The organism is Ensifer sp. EB106-05-01-XG146 (assembly GCF_058791875.1).
The window spans coordinates 3,017,199-3,043,492 of record NZ_JBYTDX010000001.1 but is presented as its reverse complement, the minus strand read 5'-3'; the positions used below and the strand labels follow the sequence as shown (position 1 = coordinate 3,043,492).

27 protein-coding genes and 1 tRNA gene are annotated in these 26,294 nt (G+C 62.6%); 12 read left to right on the top strand and 16 right to left on the bottom strand.

What is annotated here, in order from left to right; genetic code table 11:
• The first annotated feature begins 98 nt into the window (after positions 1-98).
• On the top strand, positions 99-1,397 hold the full coding sequence (locus AC3WVQ_RS15220; protein WP_034806437.1) for an adenylosuccinate synthase: 1,299 nt from the start codon (positions 99-101) through the stop codon (positions 1,395-1,397).
• 63 nt (positions 1,398-1,460) lie between these two features.
• The gene (locus tag AC3WVQ_RS15215) at positions 1,461-3,806 is read left to right on the top strand and encodes a hypothetical protein (protein WP_492382862.1); all 2,346 of its coding nucleotides are present in this window, start codon (positions 1,461-1,463) and stop codon (positions 3,804-3,806) included.
• Positions 3,807-3,914: 108 nt separating this feature from the next.
• On the opposite strand, the gene rpoH is transcribed toward AC3WVQ_RS15215, so the two are convergent.
• Together rpoH and AC3WVQ_RS15205 are read right to left on the bottom strand one after the other, a co-directional pair.
• Positions 3,915-4,820, bottom strand: a complete 906-nt coding sequence (gene rpoH / locus AC3WVQ_RS15210; protein ID WP_034806441.1) for an RNA polymerase sigma factor RpoH — start codon at positions 4,818-4,820, stop codon at positions 3,915-3,917.
• Between the two features lie 210 nt (positions 4,821-5,030).
• A complete protein-coding gene (locus tag AC3WVQ_RS15205) occupies positions 5,031-6,059 on the bottom strand; it encodes an RluA family pseudouridine synthase (RefSeq protein WP_090299766.1) in 1,029 nt (342 codons plus the stop codon).
• Positions 6,060-6,088: 29 nt separating this feature from the next.
• On the opposite strand from AC3WVQ_RS15205, the gene AC3WVQ_RS15200 reads away from it, so the two are divergent.
• Both AC3WVQ_RS15200 and AC3WVQ_RS15195 read left to right on the top strand, forming a co-directional pair.
• Positions 6,089-6,472 carry a hypothetical protein gene (locus tag AC3WVQ_RS15200; RefSeq protein ID WP_034806447.1) on the top strand — a complete coding sequence of 128 codons (384 nt, stop codon included), beginning with the start codon at positions 6,089-6,091 and terminating at the stop codon, positions 6,470-6,472.
• A 4-nt stretch (positions 6,473-6,476) separates the two neighbouring features.
• Complete coding sequence (locus AC3WVQ_RS15195; RefSeq protein ID WP_034806450.1) at positions 6,477-7,313, top strand: TrmH family RNA methyltransferase; 837 nt, start codon at positions 6,477-6,479, stop codon at positions 7,311-7,313.
• Between the two features lie 46 nt (positions 7,314-7,359).
• Here AC3WVQ_RS15195 and AC3WVQ_RS15190 read toward each other — a convergent pair whose 3' ends face one another.
• Entirely contained in the window at positions 7,360-8,523 is a 1,164-nt protein-coding gene (locus tag AC3WVQ_RS15190; protein WP_060518656.1) for a hypothetical protein, read from the bottom strand.
• Positions 8,524-8,684: 161 nt separating this feature from the next.
• Positions 8,685-9,278, bottom strand: a complete 594-nt coding sequence (locus tag AC3WVQ_RS15185; RefSeq protein WP_082566315.1) for a DUF1134 domain-containing protein — start codon at positions 9,276-9,278, stop codon at positions 8,685-8,687.
• A gap of 274 nt (positions 9,279-9,552) precedes the next feature.
• Here AC3WVQ_RS15185 and chpT point away from each other — a divergent pair, with 274 nt between their 5' ends.
• Both chpT and AC3WVQ_RS15175 read left to right on the top strand, forming a co-directional pair.
• Positions 9,553-10,203 carry a histidine phosphotransferase ChpT gene (gene chpT / locus AC3WVQ_RS15180; RefSeq protein WP_060518553.1) on the top strand — a complete coding sequence of 217 codons (651 nt, stop codon included), beginning with the start codon at positions 9,553-9,555 and terminating at the stop codon, positions 10,201-10,203.
• A gap of 253 nt (positions 10,204-10,456) precedes the next feature.
• Positions 10,457-10,819 carry a response regulator gene (locus tag AC3WVQ_RS15175; protein ID WP_034806707.1) on the top strand — a complete coding sequence of 121 codons (363 nt, stop codon included), beginning with the start codon at positions 10,457-10,459 and terminating at the stop codon, positions 10,817-10,819.
• Positions 10,820-11,093: 274 nt separating this feature from the next.
• Here AC3WVQ_RS15175 and ctrA read toward each other — a convergent pair whose 3' ends face one another.
• Positions 11,094-11,795, bottom strand: coding sequence for a response regulator transcription factor CtrA (gene ctrA / locus AC3WVQ_RS15170; protein ID WP_025424706.1), 702 nt, complete (start codon positions 11,793-11,795; stop codon positions 11,094-11,096).
• Positions 11,796-12,236: 441 nt separating this feature from the next.
• Here ctrA and AC3WVQ_RS15165 point away from each other — a divergent pair, with 441 nt between their 5' ends.
• Positions 12,237-12,587, top strand: coding sequence for a flagellar export protein FliJ (locus AC3WVQ_RS15165; RefSeq protein ID WP_034806460.1), 351 nt, complete (start codon positions 12,237-12,239; stop codon positions 12,585-12,587).
• A 328-nt stretch (positions 12,588-12,915) separates the two neighbouring features.
• Here AC3WVQ_RS15165 and AC3WVQ_RS15160 read toward each other — a convergent pair whose 3' ends face one another.
• Together AC3WVQ_RS15160 and sciP are read right to left on the bottom strand one after the other, a co-directional pair.
• The gene (locus AC3WVQ_RS15160; RefSeq protein WP_060581188.1) at positions 12,916-13,197 is read right to left on the bottom strand and encodes a GNAT family N-acetyltransferase; all 282 of its coding nucleotides are present in this window, start codon (positions 13,195-13,197) and stop codon (positions 12,916-12,918) included.
• 206 nt (positions 13,198-13,403) lie between these two features.
• The gene (gene sciP, locus AC3WVQ_RS15155) at positions 13,404-13,679 is read right to left on the bottom strand and encodes a CtrA inhibitor SciP (protein WP_003527546.1); all 276 of its coding nucleotides are present in this window, start codon (positions 13,677-13,679) and stop codon (positions 13,404-13,406) included.
• Between the two features lie 478 nt (positions 13,680-14,157).
• Here sciP and AC3WVQ_RS15150 point away from each other — a divergent pair, with 478 nt between their 5' ends.
• From AC3WVQ_RS15150 to AC3WVQ_RS15140, 3 genes are all read left to right on the top strand, one after another.
• Positions 14,158-14,907, top strand: coding sequence for a helix-turn-helix transcriptional regulator (locus tag AC3WVQ_RS15150; RefSeq protein ID WP_034806462.1), 750 nt, complete (start codon positions 14,158-14,160; stop codon positions 14,905-14,907).
• Between the two features lie 167 nt (positions 14,908-15,074).
• A complete protein-coding gene (gene mnmA, locus AC3WVQ_RS15145; RefSeq protein ID WP_051659745.1) occupies positions 15,075-16,328 on the top strand; it encodes a tRNA 2-thiouridine(34) synthase MnmA in 1,254 nt (417 codons plus the stop codon).
• A gap of 135 nt (positions 16,329-16,463) precedes the next feature.
• Positions 16,464-16,540, top strand: a tRNA-Met gene (locus AC3WVQ_RS15140).
• Positions 16,541-16,678: 138 nt separating this feature from the next.
• Here the strand turns inward: AC3WVQ_RS15140 and AC3WVQ_RS15135 are convergent.
• The 3 genes from AC3WVQ_RS15135 to AC3WVQ_RS15125 all read right to left on the bottom strand — a co-directional run bounded on the left by AC3WVQ_RS15135 (position 16,679) and on the right by AC3WVQ_RS15125 (position 18,319).
• Positions 16,679-17,029, bottom strand: coding sequence for a hypothetical protein (locus tag AC3WVQ_RS15135; RefSeq protein WP_146243018.1), 351 nt, complete (start codon positions 17,027-17,029; stop codon positions 16,679-16,681).
• A 549-nt stretch (positions 17,030-17,578) separates the two neighbouring features.
• Positions 17,579-17,944 carry a hypothetical protein gene (locus AC3WVQ_RS15130; protein ID WP_090299918.1) on the bottom strand — a complete coding sequence of 122 codons (366 nt, stop codon included), beginning with the start codon at positions 17,942-17,944 and terminating at the stop codon, positions 17,579-17,581.
• Between the two features lie 216 nt (positions 17,945-18,160).
• A complete protein-coding gene (locus tag AC3WVQ_RS15125; protein ID WP_156133954.1) occupies positions 18,161-18,319 on the bottom strand; it encodes a hypothetical protein in 159 nt (52 codons plus the stop codon).
• A 311-nt stretch (positions 18,320-18,630) separates the two neighbouring features.
• On the opposite strand from AC3WVQ_RS15125, the gene AC3WVQ_RS15120 reads away from it, so the two are divergent.
• The gene (locus tag AC3WVQ_RS15120; RefSeq protein ID WP_089044557.1) at positions 18,631-19,071 is read left to right on the top strand and encodes an acetyltransferase; all 441 of its coding nucleotides are present in this window, start codon (positions 18,631-18,633) and stop codon (positions 19,069-19,071) included.
• A gap of 21 nt (positions 19,072-19,092) precedes the next feature.
• On the opposite strand, the gene AC3WVQ_RS15115 is transcribed toward AC3WVQ_RS15120, so the two are convergent.
• From AC3WVQ_RS15115 to hutF, 6 genes are all read right to left on the bottom strand, one after another.
• Entirely contained in the window at positions 19,093-19,674 is a 582-nt protein-coding gene (locus AC3WVQ_RS15115; RefSeq protein ID WP_090299916.1) for a HutD/Ves family protein, read from the bottom strand.
• Positions 19,671-21,152 (bottom strand): HAL/PAL/TAL family ammonia-lyase, encoded by a 1,482-nt coding sequence (locus AC3WVQ_RS15110; RefSeq protein WP_090299914.1) that lies wholly within the window; start codon positions 21,150-21,152, stop codon positions 19,671-19,673. Before AC3WVQ_RS15110 ends, AC3WVQ_RS15115 begins: the two co-directional genes overlap by 4 nt.
• Positions 21,145-21,972, bottom strand: a complete 828-nt coding sequence (locus tag AC3WVQ_RS15105) for a quaternary amine ABC transporter ATP-binding protein (RefSeq protein WP_060518545.1) — start codon at positions 21,970-21,972, stop codon at positions 21,145-21,147. Before AC3WVQ_RS15105 ends, AC3WVQ_RS15110 begins: the two co-directional genes overlap by 8 nt.
• Positions 21,965-22,822, bottom strand: coding sequence for an ABC transporter permease (locus AC3WVQ_RS15100; protein WP_034806492.1), 858 nt, complete (start codon positions 22,820-22,822; stop codon positions 21,965-21,967). Before AC3WVQ_RS15100 ends, AC3WVQ_RS15105 begins: the two co-directional genes overlap by 8 nt.
• A 143-nt stretch (positions 22,823-22,965) precedes the next feature.
• Positions 22,966-24,000, bottom strand: a complete 1,035-nt coding sequence (locus AC3WVQ_RS15095) for an ABC transporter substrate-binding protein (RefSeq protein ID WP_034806494.1) — start codon at positions 23,998-24,000, stop codon at positions 22,966-22,968.
• 36 nt (positions 24,001-24,036) lie between these two features.
• Positions 24,037-25,413: a formimidoylglutamate deiminase gene (gene hutF, locus AC3WVQ_RS15090; RefSeq protein ID WP_090299912.1), complete on the bottom strand. Its 1,377-nt coding sequence runs from the start codon at positions 25,411-25,413 to the stop codon at positions 24,037-24,039.
• Between the two features lie 136 nt (positions 25,414-25,549).
• Here hutF and hutC point away from each other — a divergent pair, with 136 nt between their 5' ends.
• Positions 25,550-26,293: a histidine utilization transcriptional repressor HutC gene (gene hutC, locus AC3WVQ_RS15085; protein ID WP_034806500.1), complete on the top strand. Its 744-nt coding sequence runs from the start codon at positions 25,550-25,552 to the stop codon at positions 26,291-26,293.
• The last annotated feature ends 1 nt before the right edge of the window (position 26,294 follow it).

The following is a 26,294-nucleotide window of genomic DNA, read 5'->3' as shown; positions in this document are numbered from 1 at the left end:
CGACATAACGGGGTCGCTTTCCAGATGACAACACAGTATAGATGCGCGGGTTTGAGAACAGCGCAGCCTCGGTTGCGCGCCTGAACAGGAAGAGAATTATGACGAATGTCGTAGTGGTCGGCTCCCAATGGGGTGACGAAGGCAAAGGCAAGATTGTGGATTGGCTCTCCGAGCGCGCGGATATCGTCGTGCGCTTTCAGGGCGGTCACAATGCCGGCCATACCCTGGTGATCGACGGCGTCAGCTACAAGCTGTCGCTCCTGCCCTCCGGCGTCGTGCGTCCCGGCAAGCTTGCCGTCATCGGCAACGGCGTCGTGATCGATCCGCACGCGCTGATCGCCGAAATCGACAAGCTCGGCAAGCAGGGCATTGCGATCACGCCGGACAATCTGCGCATCGCCGACAATGCCACCCTGATCCTGTCGCTGCACCGCGAGCTCGACGGCATCCGCGAGGACGCCGCCTCCAACAGCGGTACGAAGATCGGCACCACGCGCCGCGGCATCGGTCCGGCTTACGAAGACAAGGTCGGCCGTCGCGCCATTCGCGTCATGGATCTTGCCGACCTTGACACGCTGCCGGCCAAGGTCGATCGCCTGCTGACGCACCACAACGCGCTGCGCCGCGGCCTCGGCGAAGCCGAGATCAGCCATGACGCGATCATGCAGGAGCTTTCGTCGGTCGCCGCCAAGGTGCTGCCGTTCATGGACACCGTCTGGGTGCTGCTCGACAAGGCTCGCCGCAAGGGCGCCCGCATCCTGTTCGAAGGCGCGCAGGGCACGCTGCTCGACATCGACCACGGCACCTATCCGTTCGTCACCTCGTCGAACACGGTCGCCGGCCAGGCTGCCGCCGGCTCGGGCATGGGCCCGGGTTCGCTCGGCTATATCCTCGGCATCACCAAGGCCTATACGACGCGCGTCGGCGAAGGTCCGTTCCCGACTGAGCTTACCGATGAAATCGGCCAGTTCCTCGGTGAAAAAGGTCATGAGTTCGGCACGGTCACGGGTCGCAAGCGTCGCTGCGGCTGGTTCGATGCGGCTCTGGTGCGCCAGTCGGTCGCCGCCAACGGCATCACCGGCATCGCGCTTACCAAGCTCGACGTTCTCGATGGTCTCGACGAACTGAAGATCTGCATCGGCTATACTCTGGATGGGCAGCAGATCGACCATCTGCCGGCAAGCCAGGCGCAGCAAGCTTCGGCAAAGCCAGTGTATGTTACGCTTGAAGGATGGAAAGAATCGACGGTTGGCGCGCGCAGCTGGGCAGATCTTCCGGCGCAAGCGATCAAGTATGTCCGCCAGGTGGAAGAACTGATCGGTGCACCGGTTGCTCTTCTTTCGACCAGCCCGGAGCGGGACGACACAATACTTGTGACGGACCCCTTTGAGGACTAGTGTCGGCGAACTGACATTGCGTCGTGATCGCAAAGACATACCTGGGCGTATGAGAAAGTACTAATGGCGGACTTTGTTGCAGTTATTCGCAGGACCGTTGACGGCCTGTCGGAAAACACACCTGAAATGCGGGACAGGGTATACGAGAAGGCGCGCGCGGCCGTGCGCCGCCAACTCGAAAACATGAACCCGCGTCCGTCGGACGACATGATCAATCGCCAGCTGGCGAAGCTCGAAAATGCGATCGCCGAGGTCGACAGCGAACATGCCGAGGCCCTGCCGGCGCTCGATGAGCCGGAGGTAGCCGAGGCGGAGACCGTCGAACCGGTTGCCTCGGACGCTGCCGTAGACGAGCCCGTTCCGGAACCGGAACCGGAACCGGAACCGGAACCGGAACCGGAACCGGAACCGGAACCGGAAGCTCAGTCTGCGCCGGTTGCCGAAAGCGAACCGGTGGCTGTTGCCGAGCAGGTCGAACAGCCGGCCGCGGAACCGGAAAGCGCCGCCGAGCCCTACCACCATGTCGAGGCTTATGAGGAACCGACGCATGTCGTCGAGCCTCATGCTGAACTGGCCGAGGAAACTCCGGTCGAGCCGGTAGAATACGAACCGGTCGTTGAGCCTGCCGAAGCCGTTGCGGCGCCGCTGGACGAAAGTCCCGTCGTGGCTCAGCCGCAAGAAGACGCGCCAGCCTACGAAGCGCCCGAGTATTCGGAGCCGGTGGCAGAAACGCAGGACACATCGGAGCCTTCCCCGTCGGTCGAGGCGCTGCACCATGCCGCGCATGAGCCGGCCTGGGAGGAAGCGCCGGCGGCAAACGCCGAGCAGAAGCCGGCACTCTCGGAGTGGGACCTGCCCGAGTGGGAGACCGTTGGTCCGACTTCGACCGTCGCTCCGGTTGCCGAACACCTCAGCGACGAGCGTGCCGCCGAGGCCCACGAACCGGATAACGCGCCCGAGCTCCTGGGGATGCATCCGGTCGCCGAGCCGGACCAACATGCGCCTGAGGCGACGCCCAAGGCGGACCCGGTGCGCGGCTGGTCGTTCGACGACAATGACCCCTTCGCGGCGATCGAAGAGCGGCGGGCCGAGAAGACTTCCGAACCGGAGATCAGCGACTGGTCATGGCCGGTCGAAAAGCCTGTTCAGGCTACTGCCGCACCGGCGGCACAGAACCAGCAGGAACGCGCTGGTACCGCTTGGGATCATATCGACGACCTGCTCGGTTTCGAGGACGCGGCCAATGCTGCTGCGGCGGGAGCCGGAGCTGCGGCCGCAGCACGCGAGCCGGAACGGGCTGGCGAAGCAACCCCGGCGGCGCCGAGGCCGACATCTTACCGGGCCACGCCGAAGCCGTCGCGCTTCAGCATTAAGCGTCTCGCAATTGCGGGCGTCGCCCTGCTGGCGCTTGGCGGCGGCGGGTTTGCCTACTGGCAGAACCGCGAAGCCGGCAATGCCTGGATCTCCGGCATGGTGGCGTCGATAACCTCGGTGGTGTCAAACATCGGCGGAGCGCCGGCAGAACAAAGCACGCCGCCGCAGCCCGCTGGCGAAACCGCCACGCAGGAACCGGCTGCGCACGACGATACCGTCGCTCCGGACAACAGCTCGACCAAGTTCACGCAGCGCCTGATGGCGGACGGATCGGAGACCGACGACGGCCCGGCCAACCCAACCGGCGAGAGCGCGGCGCAGGAAGGCAAGTCCGTGGCGCCGCAGACCGAGGCAGGCAAGCCTGTCGAAGCGGCCGCCGGGCAGGGCGGCACGACCGGCCAGGCCGGAGCGCCGGCGACAGGACAGCCGTCGGGCCAGCCGAACCAGCCTGAAGTCGCGCTTGCGACCGGCGAGAAGATGTTCCTCTACGAGGAGCGCCTTGGCCAGTCTTCGCCCACGGCCGTTCCGGGGACCGTGGCATGGACGGTGAAGGAGGAGTCGCCTGGCGGCGACGCCAAGCCCGAACCGGCAATCCAGGCCCAGATCACCGTTCCCGACCGTGGCCTCACCGCGCTGATGACGATCAAGCGGAATGCGGATCCGTCGCTGCCGGCAAGTCACGTCATCGAATTCGTGTTCTCGCTGCCGTCGAACTTCGAAGGCGGCGCTATCGACAGCGTCCAGCGCGTATCGATGAAGCGGACCGAGCAGGACCGGGGAGACGCCTTGATCGCGGTTCCGGCCAAGATCACCGACGATTTCCACATGATCGCGCTGAACGATGCGACGGACGCCATCGGCAACAACACCGAACTGCTGCGTAGCCGCAGCTGGATCGATATTCCGCTCACCTATCGCAACGGCCGCCGCGCGCTGCTGACGCTTGAAAAGGGGCAGAGCGGTACGGATGCCTTCAACCAGGCGATGCGCGCCTGGTCGACGACGGGAACGGCTGCCGAAAGCAACAGCCAGTAAGCTCGATAAGAGCGGTAGATACAGAAAACCCGGCGGAAGCAACCGCCGGGTTTTTTGTTGGTTTTCGCGCTCTTGAAGCAGAACCTTTGTTGAAGTGCTGCAGTCGCCTCAGGCGCCTTCGACGACGCGCAAGGAATTGGCGCGCTCCAGCGCTGCCTTGCGCACGGCATCCTGAACCTTTTCGAAGGCGCGAACCTCGATCTGTCGGACGCGCTCGCGGCTGATGTCGAACTCGGCCGAAAGATCCTCAAGCGTCAGCGGATCTTCGGTCAGACGGCGTGCTTCGAAGATGCGACGCTCACGGTCGTTGAGCACCTTCATCGCGTTCGCCAGCAGCGCCCTGCGGCTTTCGAGCTCGTCCTGCTCGATCAGGATTTCTTCCTGGTTGTCGTGATCGTCGACGAGCCAGTCCTGCCATTGGCCGGAATCGCCTTCGCTCGCCTTGATCGGCGCATTGAGCGAGGCGTCGCCGGACAGGCGGCGGTTCATCGACACGACTTCGTCCTCGCTCACCTTGAGCGTGGTGGCGATTTCCTTGACCTGCTCCGGCTTCAGGTCACCCTCATCGAGTGCCTGGATCTTGCCCTTGAGGCGGCGCAGGTTGAAGAACAGCCGCTTCTGGTTGGCGGTCGTGCCCATCTTGACCAGCGACCACGAGCGCAGGATGTACTCCTGGATCGCCGCCTTGATCCACCACATTGCGTAGGTGGCGAGACGGAAGCCGCGATCGGGTTCGAACTTCTTCACGGCCTGCATCAGGCCGACGTTGCCCTCCGACACGACTTCGCCGATCGGCAGGCCGTAGCCGCGATAACCCATCGCGATCTTGGCGACGAGGCGAAGGTGGCTTGTGACGAGCTTGTGTGCCGCTTTGCGGTCGTCATGTTCCTGGTACCGCTTGGCGAGCATGTACTCTTCCTGCGGCTCCAGCATCGGGAACTTGCGAATTTCGTCGAGGTAACGATTGAGGCCGCCTTCTCCAGCGGCAATGGACGGCAAATTGTTTCGGGCCATATGAAGCACCCCCCTTTTTAGTCTCCGGCCTCCGGTCGGCAAGCCGGGCATGTGGGTCTTCGTCAAGACCCCACGAACGTAGAAAATAAGTACGGCGAAAGCATGATTCAAGGAGTCCGGTTCACAAGCATGTGACGCCGGAGCGACGGAAATGTCACGAATAGAGGCTCGCCTTAGATCGGAATTCTTTCGCCGGATTTCAAGGGGCGGTCACTCCCCGCTGCGCAGCGCGTCGATCAGCGCTGCCATGTCGGCCGGCATCGGTGCTTCGAAATGCATGGTCTCGCCGGTCGAGGGATGTTCGAACTGCAGCATGAAGGCATGCAGCGCCTGGCGGTGAAACTGATTGACCACGGTCTTGGCGGCCTCCGGCAGAAGGTTCGCCTTGGTTCTGAAGGCGGCGCCGTATTCGGGATCGCCGATCAGCGGGTGGCCGATATGAGCCATGTGCACGCGGATCTGGTGGGTCCGGCCCGTTTCCAGGTGGCATTCGATGGTCGAGGCGAGCGAGGTGCCGTCGGGCTTTTCGAGATAGCGCTCGACCACCTCGTAATGGGTAATCGCCTCGCGGGCGTCGTCGCTGCCCTCGCGCTTGACCGCGCGCTTCGTCCGGTCGCCGGCGCGGCCGAGCGGCGCGTCGATCGTACCCTTCAGTTGCCGTGGCCGCCCCCAGACGACCGCCCGGTAGGCGCGCTCGAGCGGGCCGGTGCGGCCGTGGTCGGCAAACTGGTCCGAGAGATGGCGATGGGCCGCATCGTTCTTGGCGACGACCATGACGCCGCTCGTCTCCTTGTCGAGGCGATGGACGATGCCGGGGCGCTTGACGCCGCCGATGCCCGACAGGCTGCTGCCGCAATGGTGGATCAGGGCGTTGACCAGCGTGCCGGTCCAGTTGCCGGCGCCCGGATGCACGACAAGGCCGGCCGGCTTGCACAGCACGATCAGGTCGCTGTCCTCATAGAGCACGTCGAGGGGAATGTTCTCGCCCTTCGGCTCGGGATCTTCCGGCTCGGGCAGGTCGATCTCGAAAACGTCGCCCGGTTGTACCTTCTTTTTCGGTTCGCTCACCGGCTTGCCGTTGACCGACACCGCACCCTGTTCGATCAGGGCCTTGATGCGGTTGCGGGAGAATTCACCCGAAAGTGCGTCCGTCAGGAAGGAATCGAGCCGCCCTGCGGCATCCTCGCCCGCCGTCAGGACTTTCCTATTGGCCGTTGCTTGTTTAAAGGGGTCGTTCATTCCGCTAAAAATCCGAAAAAAGGCCAGCCATGACCGCAATCGAGCCCGACGACCAGGAAGACAAGCCGCTAGATCCGGCGATGGAAAATGTCCGCCGCAAGATGGTGAAGCTGCAGCTCGTCTCGGCCGGCGTCATGTTGGTCATGCTTATGGCTGTCCTTGGAACGATTGTCTACAAGCTGACACGCACGGATGAGAAAGCGCCGGCCCAGACGTCCGCTGCCGTCGTCCCGAGCGAGGCACCGCTCAACGCCGTTGCCGCGCTGCCCGCAGGCTTCACCGTGACGAATGTCGCGCTTTCGGGCTCGCAGGTGCTGTTCTACGGCAACCTGCCCGGCGCCGAGCCGCGCGCCATCGTCTTCGACATCGGCACCGGCCGCATCGTTGCGGATATTACCGTTCGGACGAACTGACGGCATGCCAGGCGCCCTCCCGCCCGTCTTGCGCATCGACGATCCCGCCGATCCCCGGATCGCCGGTTTCGTCTCGATCAAGGAGCGCGATCTGACGGGGCGGCAGGGTCGCTTCATCGCCGAAGGCACCGTGGTGCTGCGCATGCTGGCTGCCGCGCACGAGACCGGCCGTGGCTTTGCGGCCGAGGCCCTCCTGCTTCTGGAAAACCGTCTGGAGGGCGTTGGCGACATTCTTCGGCGTTTCCCGCCTGACGTGCCGGTCTATGTGGCGAATGCGCAGGTGTTCGACGCGATCGCCGGCTTCAACATGCATCGCGGCGTGCTGGCACTCGGGCGCCGCGAAGGCGAGCCGGATCGCGACGCGCTGATCGCGTCGCTACCCGCGTCGAGCCTGGTGCTGGCGGCGTGCGGCATCTCCAACCACGACAATATGGGTGCGCTTTTCCGAAACGCCGCGGCCTTCGGGGTCGATGCGGTGCTGATGGACGAGACGAGCTGCGATCCGATGTACCGCAAGGCGATCCGCGTTTCCGTCGGTTCCGTGCTGACGGTGCCTTTTGCCCGCGAAGGGTCCGTTGCCGTCATGCTGCAGCAGCTGCAGGATGCGGGCTTTGCAATCTGGGGCCTGTCGCCGGCGGGAACGATCGACATCGGGGCGATCCCGGCGGCACAGCGCACGGCGCTTCTGATGGGGACCGAGGGCGAGGGGCTGCCGCAATCGGTGATGACGGCGATCCAGACGGCGCGCATCCGCCAGCGTCCTGGGCTCGACAGCCTCAATGTGTCGACCGCGGCGGGCATCGCATTGCACCAGGTGGCATTGATCAACGGCCGGATCTGACGGTTCGCACTGGTGTAAGGGCAGATGATTCCGACCGCTGCGCGCACTACTCGCGCGGCAGGATGTCCTTGACGCGCTTTGCCAGGCTTTTCCTGTTACCGGTGCCTTCTTCCTCGCCCGAGAGCAGGCCGAGGATGGGGGAGGCGGCGCCTTCGTTCGTCGCCGTCAGTGCGACCATGCCCGCGGCGATTGCTGCGACTTCATCACGAAGCGCCTCGTCATGGGCTGCGGACTTGGAGTTGGTTAGGCGCTCCGAAAGGGCGGTGGCGCGATTGCGCAGGTCGTCGGCGGCGACGATGGAGCCGGGCTCCCCTCCTACGGATTGGGCCGGTTCCGCGGCGCCGTTGGCGGCCGGTTCGGATGCCGGCTTGCGGTCGCGGCGCAGGGGAAAGGCGACGCCCGCGGCGCGGAGAGCCTTGGCGGCGTCACGCATTTCCTGGTTGGTGTCCTTGACCTTGGCTTTCAATCTCTCGATTTCCCCGGCGCGCCTTTCGAGCGCGCTCTCGCGATCGGCGCTGGTCGCCATTTCGCGCGCAAGCTTGTCTTCCAGCCGGTGAAGGCGGGTCCCGTCGCGCGACAGGCGGAGCTCCATTTCCTTTGCATGGGTGGTCTCGGTCTTCAAGTCGCTGCGCAGGGCTTCGCGCTCGTCGCGCAGCGTGGCAATCCGGCTCTTCAGATGCTCGACCTCGGTCTCGCGCGCAGCCAGATCGATCCGCAGATTGTCGGTCTGGGCCGCATCCTGGGCGAGCTGGGCGTCGCGCTTTCTGATCTCGTCAGCCTTGCCGGCGTTGTCCCGCTCGACGCTGTCGAGGGTCGCCTTCATGCGTTCCAGCCGCTGTTCGAACTGGCGGATGGCCGAGCGCATGTCTGCCGCCTCAACGTTCATGTCGGCCAGCTGGGCGTGCAGATCGGCGTTTTCGCCACTGAGGCGACGGGCTTCCTGCAGGCTCTTCTCGTTGGTCAGCATCAGCGACACGCCCTTGTCCCGTTCGCGCTTCAGGGCCTGAAGCGTGCGGGCATTCTCGGCGGCAAAGGCGGCGCGGGCAGCATCCTTTTGCGCGCGCACCTCCTGAGGGCTGAGCGGCATCGTCGCTTTCAGCCGGTCCTCGGCGAAACGCACGATCCGGCGGTGGATCGCCGGTGCGACCAGGAGACCGATGATGATCGCCGTCAGAAAGCCCAGGGCAAAGAGAAGCGAGAATTGGATCACGAGCTGGCCGTTTCGAAACTGGACCGGAAACCGAACCGCCTGCCCGGCCACAAAGGGCACGGCAGGCGCTCCATCTTCCGCTTCCTTGCACTAAACATGACGTTTCGTGCGCTGCAAGTCTATGGTGCCGGATTTTGCGACAGGCAGGTCCGGCAACGGTCTTAGAAGGGATTCCAGGTGGGGGTCTGGGTCATCTTGAGGTAGCCGACATTGACGCCGAGGCGCGCGCCGATGCCAGTGCGGATCGGCACCACGACGATGTTCTCGTCGGTCAGCACCGTCATGCCGACGCCGGCAACCACATAGGCCGAGCCGGAGACGCCGCCGAAGCGCTTGTAGAGCGCCGGCACGCTCGGCAGATTGTAGACGAGCATCATCGCGCGGCTGCCTTGGCCACCCCAGTCGATGCCGAGCGACGGACCCTGCCAGAAGACGCTGTGCTGTCCGGCATTCTTGGTGTTGAGCTCGCCTTCGCCATAGGTGAGGCCGGCGATGAACGCGCCTGAGCCTTCCTGCCCGAGAATGTAGCCGTTCGGCAGGCCGTAGCGTTCAAAGGCACGTTCGACGACCTTGGCAAGGCCGCCCGAAGTTTCGCCGAAGAAGCCGTGACCGGCATCGACGATTTCCTGCATGGTGTATTGGCTGTTGTTGTTCGCCGACTGGGCGTGCGCAGCGGACAGGGCGCCGGCGACCAGAAACATCGTGGCCAGGACAACACGGCGAGCCGATGTGGCTGCCTTCATGATCTGATGCATCATATCCTCCGTCAGGCGCGAAAATTGCTCGCTTGCGGGTTTGCAGTGGCCGACAGTCAGATCACTGCTCGGCCAGTTGGGGTCTGGACCAATGCCATGCAATTTGAACTGATGGTCTTAACAATCGGTTTACCAAATGTGGTGTCATTATGTTCCACTGATGAACGGCTGCGCCGGGCAGCTCATGACTTGCGTCTTCACGCGTGAGGCTTTACCGGCGTGACCACGGCGCGTGCTCCAGGCGACGGCCGATGGCACCAAACAAGGAACTAAGATGGCAACGAATCCGAACCTGACATTGACGGGACCCGATCTGGCCGCGCTTCTGTGCAGCCGGGTTTGCCACGACATCATTTCCCCGGTCGGCGCCATCAACAACGGCCTGGAACTGCTCGACGAGGGCGGCGCCGATGCCGATGCGATGGACCTCATCCGCACGAGCGCGCTCAACGCCTCTGTCCGGCTGAAGTTTGCGCGCCTTGCCTTCGGTGCCTCGGGTTCGGTCGGCGCGTCGATCGACACTGGCGAGGCGGAAAAGGCCGCCAAGGATTTTGCCGCTGCCGAGAAGAAGACCGAGGTCAATTGGCACGGCCCGCGGGCGATCATCGCCAAGAACCGGGTCAAGCTGCTTCTGAACCTCTTCCTGATTGCCTACGGCGCCATTCCGCGCGGCGGCTCGATCGACGTGACGCTCGAGAATCCGGAATTCGACGCCGCGTTCACGCTCGTTGCGAAGGGCCGGATGATGCGGGTACCGCCGAGGCTGGTGGAACTCCTGTCCGGCACGCCGGAAGAGGCGGTCGATGCCCATTCGATCCAGCCCTATTACACCGTGCTTCTCGGCGAGGAGGCGCGCATGGACATCGCCGTTACCTCGACCGGCGAGGAAATCATCTTTACGGCCAAAATGCAGCCTGAGGTTTAATTCGACGGCGCCAGGTATTCCGATTTCTTGACTTCTCGACAGCCGCCGGGTGCCATCGCATCCGGCGGAAACGTATCTGCCATATGCGTTTCGATCTCGCTCGCATTCTGGAAAATTTAATGTTTTCAGAGTGTTGATCCCGCATGAAAAAGCTTCGTTAAGCAAACTCCGTAACGAAATCTTTCCCAAATTTGTATAGAGTTGTTTCAGGAATGCCGATACGCGTATAGGTAAGTGGCGAAGGGAGTTGGACATGCGACGTTTGATGATTGCCGACGGCTCGGATGTCGTGCGGAAAGTTGGAAAACGTATCCTCTCCGGCATGGGCTTCATGGTTTACGAGGCGTCGAACAGCCTCGAGGCGCTTGTGCGCTGCGAAGCTGAACTCCCGAACATCCTGATCATCGACGCGGGTCTCGAAGGCGCGCTCGAGCTCATCGGCAATATTCGCCGGTTGCCGAACGGCCCTTCGGTGCGGATCTATTACTGCGTCGTCGAGGCAGACCTGAAGAAGATGATGGCCGGCAAGCGCGCTGGCGCGGACGACTTCCTGCTGAAGCCTTTCGACCGCAAGATCCTGACCAGCGTTTTCGCGAGCCAGTCGATGGCGGCCTGAGCCGCCTTATCCTGATCTGTTTGCAGCAAAATCAAGCCGTGGCGTTTGCCGCGGCTTTTTGTTGTGTGCGGAGCGGGCGAGCGGATCAGATTTTCGAGCGTCGGGGAAGGGGAGGGTGCAGGCGCGCGCAACCCTGGCATCCGCCGGGCATTGCAGGACCGGCAAGCGTGGTCGTTTGCGCGCAAAAAAAAACCCGCCTCATAGGCGGGTTTTGCGAAACTCTTGAATGTCGGGCCCGCATCATGCGGGGATCGATGCAAGCCCTGGCGGGGAATCAGGCAGTTTCGGCGTATTCGGCACCATCCGGCTCGCGCAGCACATAGCCGCGGCCCCAGACGGTTTCGATGTAGTTGGCGCCGCCGGCGGCGTTTGCAAGCTTCTTGCGCAGCTTGCAGATGAAGACGTCGATGATCTTCAGTTCCGGCTCGTCCATGCCGCCGTAGAGGTGGTTCAGGAACATTTCCTTGGTGAGCGTCGTGCCCTTGCGCAGCGAGAGCAGCTCGAGCATCTGGTATTCCTTGCCGGTCAGGTGGACGCGCTGTCCGCCGACTTCAACCGTCTTGGCATCCAGGTTGACGATGAGCTCGCCGGTGGAGATGACCGACTGGGCGTGGCCCTTGGAGCGGCGGACGATCGCATGAATGCGAGCGACCAGTTCGTCCTTGTGGAACGGCTTGGTCATGTAGTCGTCTGCGCCGAAGCCCAGGCCGCGAACCTTGTCTTCGATGCCGGCCATACCCGAAAGAATCAGGATGGGTGTCTTCACCTTGGAAAGACGCAGCGTTCTCAAGACTTCGTAGCCGGACATGTCCGGCAGATTGAGGTCGAGAAGGATGATGTCGTAGTCATAAAGTTTGCCGAGATCGACGCCTTCTTCACCGAGATCGGTGGTGTAGACGTTGAAACTCTCGGACTTGAGCATCAGCTCAATGCTCTGAGCCGTTGCACTGTCGTCTTCAATTAATAGAACCCGCATATTCTTCCCCTTTTCCGCCGCCCAAGGTTGTCGTGGCACCCTTACGCGATACGGATCCAGTCGTTGCCTGATTTGGAGGCTGCCACCAAATGGTTAACAAATTCTGATTCCCTCTGGCAAGGTGTATCGAGTTTGTTAAATATTTTTAGCAGTCTCCTGATTTCAAACGTGAATCCAGAACGGCTAATCTCATGTGAAACATGAGGAAATGCCGTTATCTGACTCTTCTGACTCGTTAATGCCGGGGCGGTCACATTTCGTGCCTCAGCATTTACGGAGCCTTAAATCATCACGCCTATGATTAACGATGCCCGTAAACGAAAGGTTACCAGCGGTAGGCTTTTGTTAATATCGCTGAAGATTTTTCGTTTCCGGCCCTGTTCGGGCCGGCTCGCGGGCAAATCAGTAACCGGGGTCTCGTTATCCACGGGAGTATTGCGTATGAAAGCACGTGAGAGCCTTGTCCGCCTGAAGGAATTTCAGGTCCGGGAGAAGCAGCGTCAGCTGAACCAGCTTCAGATGATGATGGCTGAGTTCGAACGGATGACCAAGGATCTGGAAAATCAGATTATTTTCGAGGAGAAGAAGTCGGGTATCTCCGATCCCCAGCACTTCGCCTATCCCACCTTCGCCAAGGCCGCACGTCAAAGAGCCGACAATCTTCAGGTTTCCATTCGCGAACTGAAGACGCAGCAGGATGCTGCCGAACTCGCGCTCGAAGAAGTGCAGGCTGAATACGCGAAGGCGGCGGCCCTCGAAGAGCGGGACACGTCGACCCGCCTGCGGGCATAGCTGCGGCTCCTGCGCCAAAATCCGGCGCAGCGGGCCGTAACGCCTTGTTCCAAAGGGTGATTTGAACCCCGAGCCGGATCCGGCAAGGGGGATTTGTCCGTTGGACGGGCCGATTGCCCGTTTCGGAGCAGATGGTTCCATCCTTGACGGATCATGCGGCTGGCATGATCCGATCCGGCACGATCGTGACAAGACAAAAAGACCCGCCCGATGCCTCGGCATCCGGGCGGGTCTTCTCATTTTGAGGCCTGCAGGGCCGCGCCTCTTTCAAGACGCGCCAAGGTCGCGATTTCGATTTAAGATTTGTGCCGTGGCTGCCGCGGTTGTCTCAACCCTGGATGACATCCTGCCATTCGGGATGCCGCATCGCCTGGGCCTTCATGAAAGGGCAGAGCGGAATGATCTTCCAGCCGCCCTTGCGGGCTTCCTCGATCGCATGCTTGGCCAGCGCCTGGCCGACACCCTTGCCGCGCAGAGCATCCGGAACGAGCGTATGATCGACGATGATCAGTTGAGGCGAGGTGCGCGAATAGGTCATTTCACCGGTATGGCCTTCGACTGATGTCGAGTAGCGGCCGTGCGATCCGGTTTCCTCGTGCATAATTTCCATGGCAGCCTTCCTTGATGAACGGGTTTGTCTGCGTGGAAGCTAGCGCAGTTTTCCGCAAATCGGAATCGCCTGCCCCGCCATCGCCGGAGGACAGAGCGTTCGTTAAACGCAACCAATGCCGGTGCGCGCGGGACCTGGAAAAACGACGGCGGCGGCCCCGGGAAACCCGGAGCCGCCGCGCGACCTATGGCCCTGTGATGGGCGAACTAGTGGCGATACTGCTGGATGCGAGTGGTGCGCAGGCCGGCGAGACCGTGATCGTTGATCGAGGACTGCCAGGACAGGAACTCCTCGACGGTAAGGGTATAGCGTTCGCACGCCTCTTCCAGGCTCAACAGGCCACCGCGCACGGCGGCAACAACCTCAGCCTTCCTGCGGATCACCCAGCGCCGGGTATTAGCCGGCGGCAGATCCGCAATCGTCAGAGGGCTGCCATCGGGGCCGATGACATATTTCACGCGTGGTCGCATCATTTCGGTCATGGGACTCTCTACACAAACTCAAGACCATATGACCGTGACCTTAGCCTGCCACATTTAACATTTGCCTAAGCGTCAAGTAACAATTTGCTCATAATTTGAGACACTTCCGGTGGGCTTTTATCCGCGTGTGGCGCCCCTTAGATCTTGGGGCAATATTTCCCCGACTTGTGGAAACGCTTGAGAACAATCCGGATTCTCGCGGAATTGACATGGGAGCCATGCAAATACCACATTTCACTTTAACTAAAATTTTTGGTAACGAAGCCCCGAAATAAGGATGAGCGTCGTATGTACGCTCCCGCATTCATTCTTGGTGCATCGTCATAGTTTTCACAACCGGGCGCGTTTCTTTCGCGGGCAGGCCGGGAGCGGCAGTTTTATTTCGCCTGTCGGGTGAATTTCATGCTCCTGAAGATGTGGGGCGTTGTTTGTATTTCTCTCGACCGGTGCGGTGGCGCCGGGGATGTGGTGATCGCAGATGAAGGAATCGCATGAACCGGCCTTGCTGCGCGAGGCTGAAACGGTGGAGATGTTTTCGGACATCGATACGGCCACCGTCCGCACCGAGTACGAACTTCTGCATCTCATGCGGCGGTTGATCGCGCGCTATGGCTTCGGCCATTTCATGATCGCGCGCATGCCGCTGGCCGAACAGCAGCGCTTTTCCGAGCGGCTAGTGCTCAGCAACTGGCCGTCCGAACTGGTGCGCCAGTACGACGCCTGCGAGACTTTCCAGTCGAGCGGGCTGGTCGAAAAGTTGCGGTTCACCAAGCTGCCGGTGACCGGCGGGGCCGAGCTGCTCGATGTTGCGGCCAAGCCCGCGGACGAGGCCATGGTGCACCGCCTGCTGGCCCATCCGGAGATGGCGCGCCATTTCGCGGTGCTGCTGCACACGAGTGGCGGCGATCCCTTCATCGCCATGCTTTCGGGCCGTCGCGAGGCACCTGCCGGCGTCGAGCGGGCGACGCTGTATCTCACGCTGGTCCAGCTTTTCGAATGCCTGGAGCGCACCTTCGACACCGGCAATACGGCACGTGAAAAACTCTCGAGCCGCGAGTTGGAATGTCTGCGCTGGGCGGCTGCCGGCAAGAGCAGCGACGAGATCGGCATCATCCTGGGGATCTCGACCTACACGGTCAGCAGCTACTTCAAGAGCGCGACCCGCAAGCTCGATGCCGTCAACCGCATGCAGGCGATTGCCCGCGCCATGCGATTGAAGCTGATCTGACGCCTTTAAGGCCGGGCAGCGGCAGCGGCCGGCCTTGCCGCCGGACGGACAAGTTTCTATATGTCGCGGAACTGAAAGTACTGCGGCGCGCTCTATGCATCCGATTGATGCCGGCCGCCGCGGAGCCGAAGATGCCGTGGGCCGAGAGTTCCTCGGCAAAGCATCGCATGAAGCGTGAAACAGGGCAGGCGCAAGGTTGCCGCCCGAAGGCCGGATTGGATCCCGTGAACAGTCTCGATTTTGACCGCAAGCCCGAAGATACGCGTGTCGTCGTTGCCATGTCCGGTGGCGTCGATAGTTCCGTCGTTGCCGGCCTGCTCAAACGCGAGGGCTACGACGTTCTCGGCATCACGCTGCAACTCTACGATCACGGCGCCGCCGTGCACCGTGCCGGCTCCTGCTGTGCCGGCCAGGACATCGACGATGCACGCCGCGTTTGCGAAACCCTCGGCATTCCCCACTACGTGCTCGACTACGAAGCGCGCTTCCGCGAAACGGTGATCAATCCCTTCGCCGAAAGCTATATCGCCGGCGAAACGCCGATCCCTTGCGTTGCCTGCAACCAGACGGTCAAGTTTGCCGACCTGCTTTTAACCGCCAAGGAGCTTGGCGCCGATGCGCTGGCGACCGGCCACTACATCCGCTCGCGCCCGAGCCCGAAACCGCGCTATGCCGGCCAGCGGGCGCTCTACCGGCCGACGGATGCCGATCGCGACCAGAGCTACTTCCTCTTTGCAACGACGCAGGAGCAGATCGACTATCTGCGCTTCCCCTTGGGGCATCTCTCCAAGGCCGAGACCCGCAAGCTCGCCGAGGAGATGGGCCTCGTCGTCGCCCAGAAGGCAGACAGCCAGGACATCTGTTTCGTGCCCCAGGGCAAGTACAGCGACATCGTGTCGAAGCTGAAGCCGAATGCAGCGCTTTCCGGCGAGATCGTGCATCTCGACGGCCGCGTGCTCGGCACGCATGAGGGCATCCTGCACTACACGATCGGCCAGCGCCGCGGCATCGGCGTTGCGACCGGCGAGCCGCTCTACGTCGTCTATCTCGACGCCCGCTCGCGCCGCGTCATCGTCGGCCCCAAGGAGGCGCTGGAAACGCGCCGCGTCTACCTGCGCGACGTCAACTGGCTGGGTGATGAGGACGTCGAAGTGGCCGCTGCGCGGGGCTTTGAATGTTTCGCCAAGGTGCGCTCCACCCGCCAGCCGGCGCCTGCCGTGCTCGCGATGGACGAAGAGGGCATCTATGTGGAGCTTGCGGAAGGCGAAGCCGGTATTGCACCCGGCCAAGCCTGCGCACTCTATTCCGGCGTCGGCGAGGATGCGCGCGTTTATGGCGGCGGATTTATTCGCAAATCGGAACGCGAAGCCGGCGCAGAAGCCGCGCTGAAGGCGCTGCTTTCGGCGCAGGCAGCCGCCTGAAGCCCTTGATTTCCGGGCTGTTGTGAAAACTTCACATTTTCCCGGAGACTTGGGTTGACAGTGGGCGGAAGCGGGCCGTATAAGCCGCCCGTCCAGTCAAGACGGCTTCCACTTCGAAGCCCTGACGCGGTACCCGGCGGAGTAGCTCAGTAGGTTAGAGCAGAGGAATCATAATCCTTGTGTCGGGGGTTCGAATCCCTCCTCCGCTACCATTTGTTCCCGAGTGAATCGATAATAGTTTGCTTGTACGGCATGCGTTACCACCTCGGGGCGAATGAGGTGGTCGATTCATTACGCGCGCTGGATGAGTTGCTGAAAAGGCGCCAAGCGGGCACTCTGTTTGAATGCTCTTAGCCATCCGCAGTGTGCAAATGTACACGTGCTGCGGTGTTCGGCAGGAAATCGATGACGGGTACCCTCAGCCTAAAATCAATCGGTCTTTCCGTACCGTCTTCATATTGTCCGTTTACAATGATCTCAGCGATCGTTGTAGTGCTAAGACCCCCAATGAGTTCGATGAAGTCTTCAACTTCTTCCTGGAAGAGCAGTTGGAAGTCGAAGATATCTGGACGACCTTGTCTGTCTATCCAGCCTTCTACGCCAGGCACTGTGTTGAGCCATCCTGCCGCATTGATCCCGCAGTCGTTGACGACTCCGCCGGGCGTGAATTGGTCCTCAGACCAGCGAAACTTGATCGGCATGGGAATTGCGACATCCGCGCACCGGATCCTGATCCGGTGAATGGCGAGGGTACGCCTGTTCCAATTGATGAAGCGCAGAACCGCACGTGTGTGGTCGAAAGCGTAGACGTGGACCTGAAAGACGGGATCGCCATCTCCGAGCGCGAATGCAGTTGTCGCCTTTGTTCCGCCAATTGGTGATAAACGAAGTATGCGCCGACCGCGGCTGCGAGAAATCCCACCCGCCGGCCGTCGCTGCCAGCCAATCCTGTACGGTGCATCTCGACGCTTCGCAGAGCTCCCAGTTCGTCACATCTGGAAAGAAGCGAATAAGCAGTACAAAGGCGGCCAAGGTCAGCGCGCTTAGAACCGGAATGTAGAAGCCTCTGTCGTTCATAGGCATATCCCCATCCTACGCATGGTAAGCGGGGACGGTTCCATTCCGCAATCTGGAGATGACTGCTCGTGGCTGGCCGGTTACGGCATCAATCTCTAACGATTTTAAGATTGCAATGATTGATGAGGGAGATCTGGCACGAAAGCGCTCGTCTGAGGCACGCACAATCGCCGTCAATGGTGCGGCGGCTTCAAGGGCAATGTCAGCGCCGGTCCGCTCTTGACCCCGAACTGTCTGCGGAACTGCCTTGACGCGCTGCCGTCAAAGAGCGATTGCGGCAGCGGGGCGCCGATGGCCCATTTGTATTTGGCGTCCTGATCGTTGCTCAGCGCCTGATGCGCCACGGCGCTCAGGGGCAGGACGTATTCCGGCTTGCGCAGGCCTCTTTCGGAATTGCCGAGCCAGGTCAGTACCACCAGGATTTCGCCGCCGAGTTCCAACACATCGAGTGCGAGCGGTTTTCCGCCGACGGAGGCGCGGACGGCCTGCTCGTGGAACTTGAACGCGCTGAGTTTCAGTTCGTTTTGCGGATCCGTCATTTCGGGCCTTCCTGGATATGCTGCTAATGCTGTCTTGAGCGGCGATTCGTTCAGTCAGCGTTCCCTATCATAATCCCTCTGGCCATACATGGAGCCGATGATCGATGCAAAAGGCGCCGCCATCATCGATGGCAGCGCCTGCAGATGCGGCTTGAGAGGGTGTGCGTAGAAACCAGTCGGGCATGCTGCCCGGCTGCCGCCGCGGGGTAGGTCGCCTCAGCGATGAATCGACGAAGTGATCGTCGTGTAGTCCGGCAGGTCGATGTTGGCGATTTCGGCTGCGCGATATTGGGACAGGGCGAAGTGCATGATGGCGATCACGGTGATCGAGAAGACCAGTACGGTGACGTTGACGCCGAAAGCGGTTTTGATCATGTCCTTGTCCTCCAGTCCCTGCGTTCGTTGATGTGTGACTAAGAACCGTGACATGGAGACTATCGTGTGGCGTCAATCGTGCTGTTCCCCGGGGAACATGGAATATGGTTGCTGAATTCTTAACCGGCGTGGCCTGAAAACCGCAGGTGCGGAGATCGCTTGCGATCGTCGGGGCTGCGGATAAGGTGCGCGGTCCGGGACCGGATCAGGACCGGACATCTTCACAGGCTGACGCCCTCGCAAAGTCGCGTTGGCCACAGCCGGACGCGCGGCACGCCTCGCGCTGCCGCATTTTCAGAAGCGATTGCATCATGACCATCTCCATCCGCCCCTCCCGTCCATCCGATTTTCCGCGCACCTTCGAGATCTGGCGCAGCGCCGTTGTCGCCACCCATGATTTCCTGACGCCGGAGGATTTTGCTGCGATCGAGGTGCTGGTGCGCGACCAGTATCTGCCGGCCGCCGAGTTCTGGATTGCCGCGGATGAAAATGACCTGGCGCTCGGTTTCATGGGCATGAGTGGGGCGCAGATCGACTCGCTCTTCGTCCACGCCGAGGCGCGCGGCGCTGGCGTCGGTCGGCGGCTTGTCGAGCATGCGATGAGCCTGCATCCGGTGCTGACGGTTGACGTCAACGAGCAGAATGTGTCCGGCGCCGGTTTCTATCGGCGAATGGGTTTTGAGGTGGTCGGGCGTTCGCCTGTCGACGATGCAGGCCGGCCCTATCCCCTGCTGCATCTGAGGCGCGGCTGAACGACGCGAGACGGCGCCCGATCAGGCGGCCGGCTTGTCGATGGTGATCAGGAAGAGGACGGCAGAGGCCGCCGGTTCGATGGTTAAGGAGGCTGCGCCCGTCAGCACGGCCGTGTCGCCCGCTGCCAGGTCGGCCGTGGCGTCACTTGCGGTCAACCGCACGGCGCCGCCGTGGCATAGCACGAGGGTCGTGCCCCCCAGGTTTTCTGCCCTGCGCGGATGATCGAGTGCCAGTCGCTGAACCGAGTGCGTGAGCCTGCCGCGCCGTGTCATGACGTTGAGGTCGACGATCGGACCGTCGACGAGGGTCGCTGATGTTGCGACGTCGGCCGGGAAGGGGAGCGGCGCCGTCTCGCCGGTCATCAAAGCGGGCCTGCGACCCTCGATCATCAGCCGCATACCCTTGCCCTGAAGGATCGACAGCGTGCGGTCGATACCGGGGAAGCTGGAGAAGGGGCCATCGGTGGCGACGGTCGCCATGCTGACGCGCCAGTCGAAATCGGCAAGCGACGCCTTCTCGGGGAAAATGGCGATCTCCACCGTCTCACCGCCGCCGTTCTTCCAGGGCATGCGCTTGTAGTCTTTCGCGCGCAGCACCTTCATGGCGTGCCTCCTTCGATCAGTGTGCGCATGCGGGCGAAGTCGCCGTTGAGCGGCCGGTCGTCGGCATAGGTGGGGATTTCCGAGCGAATGCGCCGGTAAAGCGCGTCGGTGCGTGCGGCGCGGCCACGCGGCTGCAGGTCATAGGCCTGCGACGCCGCAAGCAGTTCGATCGAAAGGATCGTTTCGAGGTTGTCGGCGATGGCAAGTGCCTTCCAGGCGGCCGGCGTCGCATGCGTCAGGATGTCCTCCTGCAGCGCCGAGGTGATGCCGCCATCGAGGCTGGCGGGGGCCGCGAGGCGCCGGTTTTCAGCGGAAAGGGAAGCGGCGGTGTACTGGGCGATCATCAAGCCGGAGGCAACACCGCTATCGCCGGCGAGGAAGGCCGGCAGGCGGCTCACCAGCGGATTGACGAGCCGGTCGATGCGGCGCTCGGAGATGGCAGCGACTTCGGCAACGGCGACGGCCAGGCTGTCCATGGCAAGGCCGAGGGCAGCCCCGACCGCATGGGCCTGCGAATGCACCTCCGGCGCTTCGGGCGTGCCCGACACGGCCGGGTTGTCGGTGAGGCTTGCAAGCTCGCGGTCAACGACGTCGGCGACGTGGGCCAGTGCATCGCGGGCAGCGCCATGGACATGCGGCACGGCACGAAGGCTTAAAGGATCCTGCGTGCGGGTGCCCGCGGTCTCGGCGAGCATCGGGCTGCCGGCAAGAAAATCGCGCAGGGATGCTCCGACCTCATCCAGCCCCTTGGAGCGGCGAAGCGCCAATGGACCGGCGGCAAAGGCATTCGCCTGGCTGCCGAGGTTTTCATAGGTCATCGCGGCGGCGGCATCCGCCCAGTCGAAGAGGTGCGTAGCGCGCGACAGTGCCAATGCCGCAAGGCCGGTGGCGCAGGGCGTGCCGTTGACAAGGCTCAGGCCCTCCTTGGCTTCGAGCCTGAGCGGCTTGAGGCCGATCCGCGCGAGCGCCTCGACGCCGCTGATCTTGCCCTTGCCGTCATCGACGGTGCCGTGGCCGATCAGCACGAGGCCGATTGCGGCCGCATGGGTGAGATAGCCGACCGAGCCGCGCGAGGGGATGTCGGGGATGAGGTTGGCGTTGAGCAGTGCCAGCAGCGGCTCGACCGTCTCGATGCGCACGCCGGAATAGCCGTGGGCGAAGTTGGCGATCTGGGCGGCCATCACCGCCCGGGCTTCGGGCCGGGCGAGCGGTTCGCCAACGCCGCAGGAATGGCTGAGGATGATGTTGCGCGATAGCGCCTGCTGGTTCTCGCGGTCGATGACGACGTCGCAGAGCGCGCCGACACCGGTGTTGATGCCGTAGCCGCGGATGCCGCGCTCGACCAGAGCGTCGACGACCCGGCGAGCGTGGACGATGCGCTGGCGTGCTGCATCGGAAAGCGCGAGCGGTGCGCCATTGGCGACCGCTGCGATTTGCTTCCAGGTCAGTGGTGCATCGAGGACTACATTCTCACTCATGGGCTTCCGGTCGTCCCTGTCGGCGTTGCACGAAGCGGGCAACGTAATCGTTGGCCGGCCGTTCCAGAATATCGTCCGGCGTGCCGACCTGCACCACCTGGCCGTCCTTGAGGATGGCGATTTCCGAACCGATGCGCAGCGCCTCGTCGAGATCATGGGTGATGAAGACGATGGTCTTTGAAAGGTTCTGCTGCAACTGCAGCAACTGGTCCTGCATGTCGGCGCGGATCAAGGGGTCGAGTGCCGAGAAGGCCTCGTCCATCAGGATCACATCGGTATCGGCGGCCAGCGCCCTAGCCAAGCCGACGCGCTGCTTCATGCCGCCGGAAAGCTGATGCGGGTACTTGGCGTCGTAGCCGGCAAGGCCGACGGTCTCGATCCATTTCATGCCGATGTCGCGGGCCTCGGCCTTGGGCAGGCCGCGCACGCGCTGGCCGTAGACGACGTTCTGCAGCACGGTGCGATGCGGCATCAGCGCGAAACTCTGGAACACCATGCTGACGCGGTGCATCCGGAAGGTGCGCAGCGCTTTGGCGTCGAGGTCCAGGATGTTGCTGCCGTCGAACGCCACTTCGCCGCTGGTCGGCTCGATCAGCCGGTTGATGTGGCGCACGAGGGTCGACTTGCCGGAGCCGGAAAGCCCCATGATTACGAAGATCTTGCCGGCGCCGATCGTCAGGCTGACATTGTTGAGGCCGACGCTGCAGCCGGAGCGGGCGAGGATTTCGGACTTGTTGAGCCCTTCCTTGGCCATGGCGAGCGCGGCTTTCGCGTCCTGCCCGAAGATCTTGTAGACGTTTCGGATCTCGATATCAGCCATTGCGGGGATCCTCCGTCCGGCTCTTGCCGAAGCCTTGCGTGATGCGGTCGAGAACGATCGCGAGAATGACGATGCCGATACCGGCTTCCAGCCCCTTGCCGACGTCGAGCGTCTGGATGCCGTTCAGCACCTGCTCGCCGAGGCCGCGGGCGCCGATCATCGAGGCGACGACCACCATCGACAGCGCCATCATGATCGTCTGGTTGAGGCCGGCCATGATTGTCGGCGTGGCGAGTGGCAGCTCGACACCGAAGAGGATCTGGTTGGGGCTGCCGCCGAAAGCGGTCGCTGCTTCCACCACTTCATGGTCGACCTGGCGGATGCCAAGATCGGTAAGGCGAATGAGTGGCGGCACGGCATAGATGATGGTGGCGAGGATCGCCGGGACCTTGCCGAGGCCGAAGAGCATCAAGGCCGGGATCAGGTAGACGAAGCTCGGCATGGTCTGCATGACGTCGAGCACCGGCAGGGTGATGCTGCGCACGGTCCGGCTCTTGGCGACGAAGATGCCCATCGGCACACCGATGACGACGGAGACGATCGTTGCCATCAGCATCAGGGCGAGCGTCTGCATCGTCAGGTCCCAGAGGCCGAGCACGCCGACGAAGAACAGCAGCACGCCGACGGCGACCGTCAGGGTCCAGCGCTTCGAGCTTTGCCAGGCGAGCGCCATGAAGATCAGGATGACGACCCACCAGGGCAGGCCGCGCAGGATCCATTCGATGAATAGAACGGCTTTCAGAATGACGGCGCTGATCGCCTTGAAGACCCAGCCATAACCGCTGACCAGCGCCTGGATGAAATCGTTCACCGGCCCGCGAATGGAGAGATTGAGAGAATCCGGAAACATCGGATGCGTTCCTTGCTCGGGCTGCCAGCGGACACAGATCGGCCGCCGGCGGCACTTGCCACGGGTATGTGGCCGGCCGCCGGATCGGGCTTCATCGCCGCGCTAGACGCGGCGATGAAGCCCAAGTCAGCGGCTGGTCGCGATTACTTGAGGCTGGCTTCGATCTTGCCGCGGGCTTCGTCGGAAACCCACTTGCCCCAGACATCGGCCTTGGTTTTCAGGAACTCGGCGGCCGCTGCCGTCGCGTCGACCTTGTTGTCGGCCATGTAGGCGAGACTGCCGTTGACGGCGTCGAGCGGGAAAGTCGCCTTTTCGAGGATGGCGATGATTTCAGGGGCTTCCTGCGCGAAGGTGCTGTTGACGCCGTAGGAGACGTCGACCGACGGGAACGCGCAGCCCTGCTCGCGCTTGCCGTTGGCACTCGAAAGCTCCTTCCAGCACTCCTCGCTATAGGCCGGCTCCTCGAGTTGCACGAGCTTGAACTTGCCCATGATCGCCGTCGGCGACCAGTAGTAGAAGAGGATCGGTTCGCCCTGGAGGTAAGCGGACGTGATGGCGGAATCGAGCGCCGTGCCGGTGCCCGGGCGGAAGTTCACATAGGTTTCGCCGAGCTTGTAGGCTTCGAGCTTGGCGGAGCTGACGCCCTCGCAGGTCCAGCCCGAAGGGCAGTTGAGGAAGCGGCCCTTGCTGGGCTCTTCCGGATCGGCGAAGAGCTCGACGATCTTCGGATCGGAGAGCTGCGACACGCTCTTCAGATCCGGCGCCTTGGCTTCAAGGCTGCGCGACGCATCGCCCTTGATGACGTATTCCGGCACGAACCAGCCTTCGCTGGCGCCGACGAAGGTCTTGCCGACGGCGACGACCTTCTTTTCCTCGACCGCCTTGTTCCAGACGTCCGAACGGCCGAGCCATTCCTCGGCGAAGATCTGGACGTCGTTGTTGGCGGTTGCCTGTTCCAGCGTCACCGAGTTGCCGGGGATCGAATCCACCTGGCAGTCGTAGCCCTTGGCAAGAATGGTCTTCATCACTTCGGTGATGAAGGCGCCGCTTTCCCAATCGATGCCGGCGAACATGACGGTCTTGCCGTCGCCGCAATACGAAGCGCTGGCGCTGCCGGTGGAGGCCGCGAGCACGAGGCCGGTTGCGGCCAGGGTGAGTTTCAATTTGTTGATCGACATTAAGCTGTTCCCTGATTTGATTTTTGGCTTTGACGATTACTTCAGTTTCATCAGCACCCGCGCAAAGGCGCGGTCGATATCGTCCTCCCGGTCGTGGCGTCCGTTCCGGATCTTCCACGCGCCCGCGACCATGACGTCGCGGACAGTCTCGCCGCCGAGTGCAAAGAGCCAGCGGTCGAGGATCTGGTTGTCGGTGGCGGCGGCGATGTAGGGATTGCTGCCGTCAAGCACGACGAAATCGGCGCGCGCGCCGACGGTGATGCCGGCCGCCTTCTGACCGGCGGCCTGGGCGCCGCCCTTGAGCGCCGCGTCGAAGATGGTTCGGCCGATCGAGGCGCCCGGCCCGGTGGCCAGCCGGTTGCGGCGGCGGTCGCGCAGGCGCTGGCCGTATTCGAGCAGCCGCAACTCCTCGGCGACGCTGGTCGCCACGTGGCTGTCGGTGCCGACGCCGATGACGCCGCCTTCGGCCATGAAATCGACCGCCGGGAAAATGCCGTCGCCGAGATTGGCCTCGGTCGCCGGGCAGAGACCGGCAACGGCGCCCGAACGCGCCAGACGCTGCCGTTCGCTTTCCGTCAGATGCGTTGCGTGGATTGCGCACCAGCGTGCGTCGACGGGCATTTCATCGAGCAGCCACTCGACCGGGCGGCGGCCACTCCAGGCGAGGCTGTCGTCGACTTCCTTGGTCTGCTCGGCCACATGGATGTGGATCGGACCGGCAACGGGTGCGGCATCGAGGATGATGCGCATCTCCTCGGGCGTTGCGGCGCGCAGCGAATGGATGGCGTAGCCGAGCGTATGGCCGGCGTCGCGGCAGAGCGGCGCGAGCCGCTCAAGCAGTGCGAGGAAATGATCAGGATCGTGCAGGAACGGCCGCTGGCCGGGGTTGGGCGCGACGCCGCCGAAATTGGCGTGGGCGTAGAAGACAGGCAAATGCGTGAGGCCGATGCCGGTCGTGCGGGCGGCAGCGAGAATGCGCAGCGACATTTCGGCCGGGTCGGCATAGGGGGTGCCGTCGGCCTGGTGGTGCAGATAGTGAAACTCGGCGACGTGGCCGAAACCGCCCTTCAGCATTTCCATATAGAGCTTGGCGGCGATCGCCTCGACGTCGTCAGGGGTTACCAGCCCGACGGTGCGATACATTTCCTCGCGCCAGGTCCAGAAGCTGTCGTCACCGCTGCCCGCCACTTCGGCAAGGCCGGCCATGGCGCGCTGGAAGGCGTGGGAGTGAAGGTTGGCGATCGCCGGGATCAGCGGGCCGGCCGTGCGCTCGTCGCCGCTAGCGGCGGTGGTGCCGGTTTCGATCGTTGCGGTGCGACCGGAAGCGTCGAGCGAAATCGCGACGTTTTCGGCCCAGCCGCCGGGCAGGAGAGCCCGTTCTGCAAAGATCCGGTTGACGGGAAAACTAGCCATGTGCATTTTCCTGTACGTAGTTGTATATGGAACTATAGATATTTTACGCTGGCGCGCAAGCGTGAAATGAACGAAAAGATTCGAGGGCGAATGCGCATGATTTGTTCGGCGGCGCGGAAAGGCGGGGCTTGAGTTGATGACGGCACTGGGAAAACGGAACGAGACAATCGCTTTCGAAGACGGCCCGATGCCGCGCTACGAGGCGGTCAAGCAGTTCATCCGCAGCCGCATCGAGAGCGGCGAATGGCCCGCCCATCATCGCATCCCCTCGGAAAACGAGATCGTTGCCGACCTCGGCGTCAGCCGCATGACCGCCAACCGGGCGCTGAGGGAACTGGCAACCGAAGGCGCGATCACGCGGGTGCAGGGCGTCGGTTCTTTCGTCGCCGCGCACAAGGGCAGCACCGCGCTGCTTGAAGTCCGCAACATTGCCGACGAGATCCATGAACGTGGCCACGCCCATACGTCGTTGATGACGCTGCTCAAGGAAGAGGTCGCGACGCCTGACATCGGCTATGCACTCGGGCTTGCCACCGGCGCCCGCGTCTTCCATTCGATCATGGTGCACTCGGAAAACGGCCTGCCGATCCAGATCGAGGATCGTTTCGTCAATCCGGCGATCTGCCCGCGCTATCTGGAGCAGGATTTCCAGGCGATGACGCCGAACGCCTATCTGACGGCGATGGCGCCGATCACCCGCACCGAGCAGATCGTCGAAGCGGTCGCACCGCAGCTCTGGGAATGCAAGTTGCTCGGCATCGACCGCAACGAACCGTGCCTGATGATCCGGCGCCGCACGTGGTCGGACGCAGGCAATGTGACGACAGCGCGGCTGCTCTATCCCGGCACGCGCTATCGGCTCGAAGGCATGTCGCAGTAGG

Bases quoted from the DNA above. Each gene is read 5' to 3' on its own strand.
- AC3WVQ_RS15220 (WP_034806437.1), top strand. From the start codon at position 99: ATGACGAATGTCGTAGTGGTCGGCTCCCAATGGGGTGACGAAGGCAAA.
- AC3WVQ_RS15215 (WP_492382862.1), top strand. From the start codon at position 1,461: ATGGCGGACTTTGTTGCAGTTATTCGCAGGACCGTTGACGGCCTGTCG.
- rpoH (WP_034806441.1), bottom strand. From the start codon at position 4,820: ATGGCCCGAAACAATTTGCCGTCCATTGCCGCTGGAGAAGGCGGCCTC.
- AC3WVQ_RS15205 (WP_090299766.1), bottom strand. From the start codon at position 6,059: ATGAACGACCCCTTTAAACAAGCAACGGCCAATAGGAAAGTCCTGACG.
- AC3WVQ_RS15200 (WP_034806447.1), top strand. From the start codon at position 6,089: ATGACCGCAATCGAGCCCGACGACCAGGAAGACAAGCCGCTAGATCCG.
- AC3WVQ_RS15195 (WP_034806450.1), top strand. From the start codon at position 6,477: ATGCCAGGCGCCCTCCCGCCCGTCTTGCGCATCGACGATCCCGCCGAT.
- AC3WVQ_RS15185 (WP_082566315.1), bottom strand. From the start codon at position 9,278: ATGCATCAGATCATGAAGGCAGCCACATCGGCTCGCCGTGTTGTCCTG.
- chpT (WP_060518553.1), top strand. From the start codon at position 9,553: ATGGCAACGAATCCGAACCTGACATTGACGGGACCCGATCTGGCCGCG.
- AC3WVQ_RS15175 (WP_034806707.1), top strand. From the start codon at position 10,457: ATGCGACGTTTGATGATTGCCGACGGCTCGGATGTCGTGCGGAAAGTT.
- ctrA (WP_025424706.1), bottom strand. From the start codon at position 11,795: ATGCGGGTTCTATTAATTGAAGACGACAGTGCAACGGCTCAGAGCATT.
- AC3WVQ_RS15165 (WP_034806460.1), top strand. From the start codon at position 12,237: ATGAAAGCACGTGAGAGCCTTGTCCGCCTGAAGGAATTTCAGGTCCGG.
- AC3WVQ_RS15160 (WP_060581188.1), bottom strand. From the start codon at position 13,197: ATGGAAATTATGCACGAGGAAACCGGATCGCACGGCCGCTACTCGACA.
- sciP (WP_003527546.1), bottom strand. From the start codon at position 13,679: ATGACCGAAATGATGCGACCACGCGTGAAATATGTCATCGGCCCCGAT.
- AC3WVQ_RS15150 (WP_034806462.1), top strand. From the start codon at position 14,158: ATGAAGGAATCGCATGAACCGGCCTTGCTGCGCGAGGCTGAAACGGTG.
- mnmA (WP_051659745.1), top strand. From the start codon at position 15,075: ATGAAGCGTGAAACAGGGCAGGCGCAAGGTTGCCGCCCGAAGGCCGGA.
- AC3WVQ_RS15135 (WP_146243018.1), bottom strand. From the start codon at position 17,029: ATGCCGATCAAGTTTCGCTGGTCTGAGGACCAATTCACGCCCGGCGGA.
- AC3WVQ_RS15130 (WP_090299918.1), bottom strand. From the start codon at position 17,944: ATGACGGATCCGCAAAACGAACTGAAACTCAGCGCGTTCAAGTTCCAC.
- AC3WVQ_RS15125 (WP_156133954.1), bottom strand. From the start codon at position 18,319: ATGATCAAAACCGCTTTCGGCGTCAACGTCACCGTACTGGTCTTCTCG.
- AC3WVQ_RS15120 (WP_089044557.1), top strand. From the start codon at position 18,631: ATGACCATCTCCATCCGCCCCTCCCGTCCATCCGATTTTCCGCGCACC.
- AC3WVQ_RS15115 (WP_090299916.1), bottom strand. From the start codon at position 19,674: ATGAAGGTGCTGCGCGCGAAAGACTACAAGCGCATGCCCTGGAAGAAC.
- AC3WVQ_RS15110 (WP_090299914.1), bottom strand. From the start codon at position 21,152: ATGAGTGAGAATGTAGTCCTCGATGCACCACTGACCTGGAAGCAAATC.
- AC3WVQ_RS15105 (WP_060518545.1), bottom strand. From the start codon at position 21,972: ATGGCTGATATCGAGATCCGAAACGTCTACAAGATCTTCGGGCAGGAC.
- AC3WVQ_RS15100 (WP_034806492.1), bottom strand. From the start codon at position 22,822: ATGTTTCCGGATTCTCTCAATCTCTCCATTCGCGGGCCGGTGAACGAT.
- AC3WVQ_RS15095 (WP_034806494.1), bottom strand. From the start codon at position 24,000: ATGTCGATCAACAAATTGAAACTCACCCTGGCCGCAACCGGCCTCGTG.
- hutF (WP_090299912.1), bottom strand. From the start codon at position 25,413: ATGGCTAGTTTTCCCGTCAACCGGATCTTTGCAGAACGGGCTCTCCTG.
- hutC (WP_034806500.1), top strand. From the start codon at position 25,550: ATGACGGCACTGGGAAAACGGAACGAGACAATCGCTTTCGAAGACGGC.